A 7477-nucleotide genomic window follows, 5' to 3' on the forward strand; every position below is an offset into this window, starting at 1 on the left:
GCCCGCACCCCAATACGAACCTCCCCAACCCCCAACTCCCGCCGCTCCACCGGGCACAGAGCAAGCCCCTCCAACGTCCCCTTCTCAACAATGTCCAGCCGCCACGACGACTCAGCGTCAGGAAGCTTGAGTTCGGCCTCGGCGGAGACTCGGGCCATACGGGGTACGGAGACCGCGCCACCGCGTACGGCGAGTTCAGGTTCGCCCGAGGACAGTGCGGCCTGGACCGCGCCCCAGGATTCTTCCGTACCGTCGACGTCGAGCAGCGCGAACCGCCCCGGACGCTCTGCCCGCGCCGCCCGTACCAGGCCCCACGCGGCGGCGAGCGCCGGATCGGCCACCGCGCCGTCCACGGTCACCGCGTCCTGCGTGACGATCACCAGACGGGATGTTTCGAACCGCTCCTCCGCCAGCCATGCCTTCACCAGTTCGAGGGCGCGTGCCGTGGCCGCGTGGACGGCGTCCGTCTCGTCGAGGGTGGGCCGGTCGATCCGTACGAGCACATCGTCGGCGAGGGACTCGTGGGGCGCGGGGAGATCGTCGCGGACGGCCGGAGCCGGTTCACGGGTCACGTCGACGGCTGGGGAAGTCGTGATCCAGTCGACCTGGTAGAGCCCGTCGGGACGGGTACCGGCGTCACGCGAGGCGGTGGCGAAGCCTGACGTCTCACGCAGCACCAGTGACTCGACGCTCGCCACGAGGCCGCCGTTGGAGTCGGCCAGTTCCAGGGAGACCGCGTCCGTACCCAGGGCGGTGACCCGCACGCGGAGTCGGCGGGCGCCCGAGGCCGACAGGGACACACCGCTCCAGGAGAACGGGAGGCGGAGGCCGTCATCCCCGCCGAACGTGCCGCGCAGGACGGCGTGCAGGGTGGAGTCGAGCAGCGCGGGGTGTATCTCGAAGCGGCCCGCAAGGTCGTCGTGCGTGTCCGGCAGCGCGACCTCGGCGAAGACCTCGTCGCCGCGCCGCCACATCGCGCGCAGCCCCTGGAAGACCGGCCCGTAGGCGAGTCCGAGACCGGCGAAGCGCTCGTAGGCGCCCTCGATCGGCTCGGTCACGGCGCCCGCCGGCGGCCACACTCCGAAGTCGTACGCGGGCGAGCGGCGCTGGGCGTCGGCCTCGTGTCCGGTGGCGATGGTACCGGTGGCGTGGACGGTCCAGGGCTCGTCCTCCGTGGCGTCGCCCGGTCGCGCGAAGACGCTGACGGCTCGGCGGCCCGTCTCGTCAGGGCTGTCGACGACGAGCTGAAGCCGTACGTCACCCCGCTCGGGCAGCACCAGCGGTACGGCGATGGTGAGTTCCTCGACCAGGTCGCAACCCACCTGGTCGGCGCCGCGCAGTACGAGTTCCAGGAAGCCGGTGCCGGGGAAGATGACCGAGCCCGCGACGACGTGATCCCGCAGCCACGGGTAGCGCGCGAGGGACAGCAGGCCGGTGAAGACCATGCCGTCCGAGTTGGCCGGTGCCAGCGACGCTCCGAGCAGGGGGTGGTTGGTCGCGGAGAGGCCGAGACCGCCTACGTCACCGCTCCGGGAAATCACACCTGGGGTGGGCCAGTAGAACTTGCGCTGGAAGGCGTAGGTCGGCAGCTCGATGGGACGAGCGCCGCCCGCGGAGGGCAGGACGGTCCGCCAGTCGAAGTCGGTACCGGAAGTGAACAGGCCGGCCATCGCGCTCAGTACCGAGACAGCCTCCGACCTGTCCTTACGCAGGGACGGCACCAGCAGGGCAGCCCCACCGTCCTCATCCAGGCACCCCTGGGCCAACGCCGTGAGCGTGCCGTCAGGGCCGGCTTCCACGAACCGCGTCACACCCTGCTCGGCAAGCGCGCGCACAGCGTCGGCGAAACGCACCGTCTGCCGGACATGCCGCACCCAGTAGTCGGCATCGGTCAGCTCGTCCGACGCGACGACCGCACCCGTGACGGTGGAGACCAGCGGCAGCTTCGGCCGCTCGTAGACCAGCCCCTCCGCGACCTTCCGGAACTCGGCCAGCATCGGTTCCATCAAAGGCGAGTGGAAGGCGTGGCTGACCCGCAGAGCCGTCACCTTGCGGTCCAGACTCCGGAAGTGCGCCACCACCTCCTCGACAGCGTCCACCTCGCCCGACACGACCACAGAACGCGGCCCGTTGACCGCCGCGACACCCACCCGAGCCGCATCCAGAAGAGGCAATACCTCGTCCTCACCGGCCTGGAGCGCGACCATCGCACCACCCTCCGGCAGCGCCTGCATCAGCCGACCACGCGCCTCCACCAGACGGCAGGCGTCCGACAGCGACCACACCCCGGCGACATGAGCGGCGGCGATCTCACCGATCGAATGCCCGGCCAGTACGTCCGGACGTACGCCCCACGACTCCAGCAGCCGGAACAGAGCCACTTCCAGCGCGAACAGCGCGGGCTGCGCGAACTCGGTCCGATTCAACCGGTCGGCATCCGCGTCCTGGCCCAAGACGATGTCCTTGAGCGAGAACGCAAGCTCCGCGTCGACCGCGTCAAACGCCTCCGCGAAGACCGGATACGTCGCATACAACTCACGCCCCATGCCCGCACGCTGCGCACCCTGACCGGCGAACAGTACGGCGAGCCGACCACCGCTCTGCACCGTGTTCCGGACCACACCCGAAGCATCCCGCCCCTCGGCAAGCGCCCTCAGCCCCTCCAGCAGCTCATCCCGGCCCGCCGCCAGAACAACAGCCCGGTCATCAAGCACAGCCCGCGTCGTGGCCAGAGACAGAGCCACCTCACCCGCACCAAGCTCGGGACGACCCACAACAAACTCAGCCAACCGACCAGCCTGCGCAGCCAACCCATCCCCAGCAGCCGACAACACCCACGGCACCACACCCACAGCCGTCTCGTCGCCCACAACCGGAACCCCAACCGACTCCTCAACAGACCCATCCACCGGGGCCTGCTCAAGGATCACGTGGGCGTTGGTCCCGCTGATACCGAACGACGACACACCCGCACGACGGGGGCGGTCGAGCGACGTCTGCTCCCACGGCGTGTTCTCCGCCAACAGACGCACATCGCCCGCCGACCAGTCCACGTGCGAGGACGGCTCATCGGCGTGCAGGGTCCGGGGCAGCACGCCGTGGCGCATCCCCATCACCATCTTGATCACACCACCCACACCGGCAGCCGCCTGCGCGTGACCGACGTTCGACTTCAACGACCCGAGCCACAGCGGACGCTCACGGTCCTGCCCGTAGGTCGCCAGGAGCGCCTGCGCCTCGATCGGGTCACCCAACGGGGTACCCGTACCATGCGCCTCGACCGCATCCACATCCGCAGGCGACAGACCCGCACCCGCCAGCGCCTGCCGAATCACCCGCTGCTGCGAAGGACCATTCGGAGCCGTCAGACCATTCGACGCACCATCCTGATTGACCGCAGAACCCGCCACCACGGCCAGCACCTCGTGCCCATGACGCCGTGCGTCCGACAGCCGCTCCACCACGAGCAGGCCCACACCCTCGGCCCACGCCGTACCATCCGCGCCATCCCCGAACGCCTTGCACCGACCATCCACCGCAAGCCCCCGCTGCCGCGAAAACTCCACGAACATCTCCGGACCCGACATCACCGTCACACCACCGGCAAGCGCCACATCACACTCACCCGAACGCAACGCCTGAGCCGCCAGATGCAACGCGACAAGCGACGAAGAACACGCCGTGTCCACCGTCACCGCAGGCCCCTCAAAGCCGAACGTATACGCGATACGGCCGGAGGCCACACTGCCCGTGGTCCCGGTCAGGACATAGCCGTCCGATTCCTCGGCGGCGTCGCGGAGCACGTTTCCGTAGCCCTGCTCCACGACTCCCGTGAAGACGCCGGTACGGCTGCCGCGCAGCGCGGCCGGGTCGATACCCGCGCGCTCCAGGACCTCCCAGGACGTCTCCAGCAGCAGACGCTGCTGGGGATCCATGGCAAGCGCCTCACGCGGCGAGATACCGAACAGCCCCGAATCGAACTCGGCCGCGTCGTGCAGGAAGCCACCGTCGCGGACGTACACCCGGCCCGGCGTACCCGGCTCGGGATCGTAAAGACCCTCCAGGTCCCAACCACGATCCGTCGGGAAGCCGCCTATCGCGTCCCCACCCTCACTGACCAGACGCCACAGATCCTCCGGAGAACCCACCCCACCCGGGAACCGGCACGCCATACCCACGATCACCACCGGGTCATCGCTCACCGCCGACGGCGTGGGCGCGGTGGTGGGGACGAGGTCCTTCGCTGTCTCGGGGAAGAGTTCGGCTGCCAGGCGGGCGGCGACGCCCTCGGGGGTCGGGTGATCGAAGAGGAGGGAGGAGGGCAGGCGCAGACCGGTCGCGGAGCGCAGGCGGTTACGGAGGTCGACGGCGGTCAGGGAGTCGAAGCCGAGTTCCTTGAAGGTACGGCGGGATTCGACGTGGTCGCCGGAGTCATGGCTGAGGATGGCGGCGGCGTGCGCGCGGACCAGGTCGAGGAGGGTGCTCTGCCGGTCGCGGGCGGCGAGCCCGGCCAGTTGGTCCCGCAGGGGGGAGTTGCTGTCGGTGTCGCCATCCCGCGCGTCGTCGTCCCGCGCGTTGTCGACCGACGCGTTGTCGACCGACACGTTGTGGCCTCGCGCGCTCCCTGCCTCGGCGCTGTCGGCACGCGGCAGGTCGTCGGTGCTTTCGGTACGGGGGGCCGGCGTCGACTCGGTGACGGGCAGCCAGTAGCGGCGGCGCTGGAAGGCGTAGGTCGGCAGGTCGGCGCGGTGAGCGCGGTGGCCTGCGAGGGCTGGGGTCCAGTCGACGGCGAGACCGTACGTGTGCAGGGTGGCGAGCGCGGTGAGGAACGCGGTCGTCTCGGCGCGGTCCTTGCGGAGGGCGGGGACGGCGAGCGGCTCCGTGCCCGACAGGTCGGCCTCGGTGAGGGTGTCCTCGGCGAGCGCGGTGAGGGTGCCGTCGGGGCCGAGTTCGAGGAAGCGGCGGATGCCCTGTCCTGCCAGGGTGCGGATGCCGTCCGCGAACCGCACGGGGTGCAGGACGTGCTGGGTCCAGTAGTCCGGGGAGGCCAGCTCCTCAGCGGTCGCGGGGCGGCCCGTGACGTCGGAGACGAGCGGGATGGCGGGCTGCCCGTAGGTGACGTCGGCGAGCACCGCGCGGAACGCGTCGAGCATCGGCTCCATCAGCGGCGAGTGGAAGGCATGGCTCACCCGCAGAGCCGTCACCTTGCGGTCCAGGCCGCGGAAGTGCGCCGCGATCTCCTCGACGGCCTCGGCCGCGCCCGACACGACCACCGAACGGGGGCCGTTGACGGCCGCGATGCCCACCCGGGCCGGGTCGAGGAGAGCGATCACCTCGTCCTCGATGGCCTCGACGGCGACCATCGCGCCGCCTTCGGGCAGCTCCTGCATCAGCCGTCCACGGGCCACGACGACCCGGCAGGCATCCGCCAGGGACCACACCCCGGCCACGTGGGCTGCCGCGATCTCACCGACGGAGTGGCCGAACAGGATGTCGGGGCGGACGCCGAAGGACTCGACGAGCCGGAACAGGGCGACTTCGAGCGCGAACAGGGCGGGCTGCGCGTACTCCGTCCGCCGCAGCCGCTCCACGGCGCCGGTGTCCGTACCGCCGGATTCCGCGGCGCCCGTGTCCGTACCGCCGGGTTCCGTACCGCCGGGTTCCGTGCCGCCGAGGACGATGTCGCGCAGGCTGAAGGGGACTTCGGCGTCGACCTCGTCGAAGGCGCGCGCGAACACCGGATAGGCGTCGTACAACTCCCTTCCCATGCCGAAGCGCTGGGAGCCCTGGCCCGCGAACAGGAAGGCGGTGCCCTCGGGTTCGGTCGTGGCCGCCTTTTCGGCGATGCCGGTGACGACGTCGGAGGCCGGTGTGCCGTCCCGCAGAGCGGTCAGGCCGCGCAGCAGATCGTCCCGGTCCGTGCCGAGGACGACGGCGCGGTGCTCGAAGCGTGTCCTGGTCTCCGCCAGGGCATGGGCGAGGTCCGTCGGTCGGGCGGCGGAGTCGTCGCGCAGCTGGGTGAGCAGACGACGGGCCTGGCCCTGGAGGGCCTTGCGGGTACGGGCGGAGAGGATCCACGGCAGTGGTGACGTGTCGGCCTCGGTACGAGGAGCGGCGGCGCCCTCGTCGGTCATCTCACCGGCGTCGGCACCGGCGGGCCGGGCGGCGCCGGGTACAGCGGGGCCTTCCTCCAGCACGACGTGGCAGTTGGTGCCGCCCATGCCGAAGGAGCTGACGCCCGCACGGCGCGGGCGGTCCGTACGGGGCCACGGCTGGAGGTCGGTGGCGACACTCAGGTTGAGGTCGTCCAGCGGGATGGCCGGGTTCGGACGCTCGTAGTGGAGGCTCGCGGGGATGTGTCCGTGGCTGAGCGCGAGGACGGCCTTGAGGAGTCCGGCGATACCCGCCGCACCCTCCAGGTGCCCGATGTTGGTCTTCACGGACCCGACCAGCAGGGGGGCGCCGTCGGTGCGGGCGCGGCCGACGACCGTGCCGAGTGCGGCCGCCTCGATGGGGTCGCCGAGCCGGGTGCCGGTGCCGTGCAGCTCGACGTACTGGACGTGGGCGGGGTCGACGGCGGCGCGCTCGTAGGCGAGGCGCAGCACTTCTTCCTGGGCCTCGCGCAGGGGGGCGGTGAGGCCGTCGCCGCCGCCGTCGTTGTTGGTGGCGCTGCCGCGGATGACGCAGTGGACGCGGTCGCCGTCGGCGAGGGCGCGGGCGAGGGGCTTGAGCAGGACGACGGCGCCGCCCTCGCCGCGGACGTAGCCGTTGGCGCGGGCGTCGAAGGTGTGGCAGCGGCCGTCGCCGGAGAGGGCGCCGAACCCGGCGGAGGCGAGGGCGCTGTCGGAGGCGAGGGTGAGGTTGACGCCGCCGGCGAGGGCGAGTTGGGACTCGCCTCGGCGCAGGCTTTCGCAGGCGAGGTGGACGGCGACGAGGGAGGAGGACTGGCCTGCGTCCACGGTGAGGCTCGGGCCGCGCAGGCCGAGGACGTAGGAGAGGCGGTTGGCGATGATGCCGCGGTTCTGGCCGCTCAGGGTGTGGCGCCCGACGGCGTCGGGGCCGAGGCGGCGTACGAGTGCGGCGTAGTCGTCCCAGATGGCGCCGACGAAGACGCCGGTGCGGCTGCCGCGCAGCCGGGCGGGGACGATGGATGCCTCTTCCAGCGCCTCCCAGCCCAGTTCGAGGACCAGGCGCTGCTGGGGGTCCATGGCCGCGGCTTCGCGCGGGGAGATGCCGAAGAAGCCGGGGTCGAAGCGGTCCACGTGGTCGAGGTAGCCGCCGCGGGTCGGGACGTCCGGGTCGGCGAGGGCGTCGCGGCGGTGTGCGGGCGTCTCGGTGACCGCGTCGGCGCCGTCGGTGAGGAGGCGCCAGAAGGCGGCGGGGTCGGGGGCCTGCGGGAAGCGGCAGGAGATGCCGATGACGGCGATGGCGTCAGGGTCGGGGCCAGTGGCGTCGACGGAGGCGGCGGCGTGACCGC

1 protein-coding gene is annotated in these 7477 nt (G+C 71.4%); it reads right to left on the reverse strand.

Annotation, left to right across the window (positions count from 1 at the left end; all coding sequences use genetic code 11):
• A partial coding sequence (locus DVH02_RS15690) for a type I polyketide synthase (RefSeq protein WP_456113492.1) occupies positions 1-7418 on the reverse strand: 7418 nt, incomplete at its 3' end.
• Positions 7419-7477 lie beyond the last annotated feature (59 nt).

Origin of the sequence: Streptomyces corynorhini (assembly GCF_003346515.1) — a bacterium.
Classification (GTDB): Bacteria; Actinomycetota; Actinomycetes; order Streptomycetales; family Streptomycetaceae; genus Streptomyces; species Streptomyces corynorhini.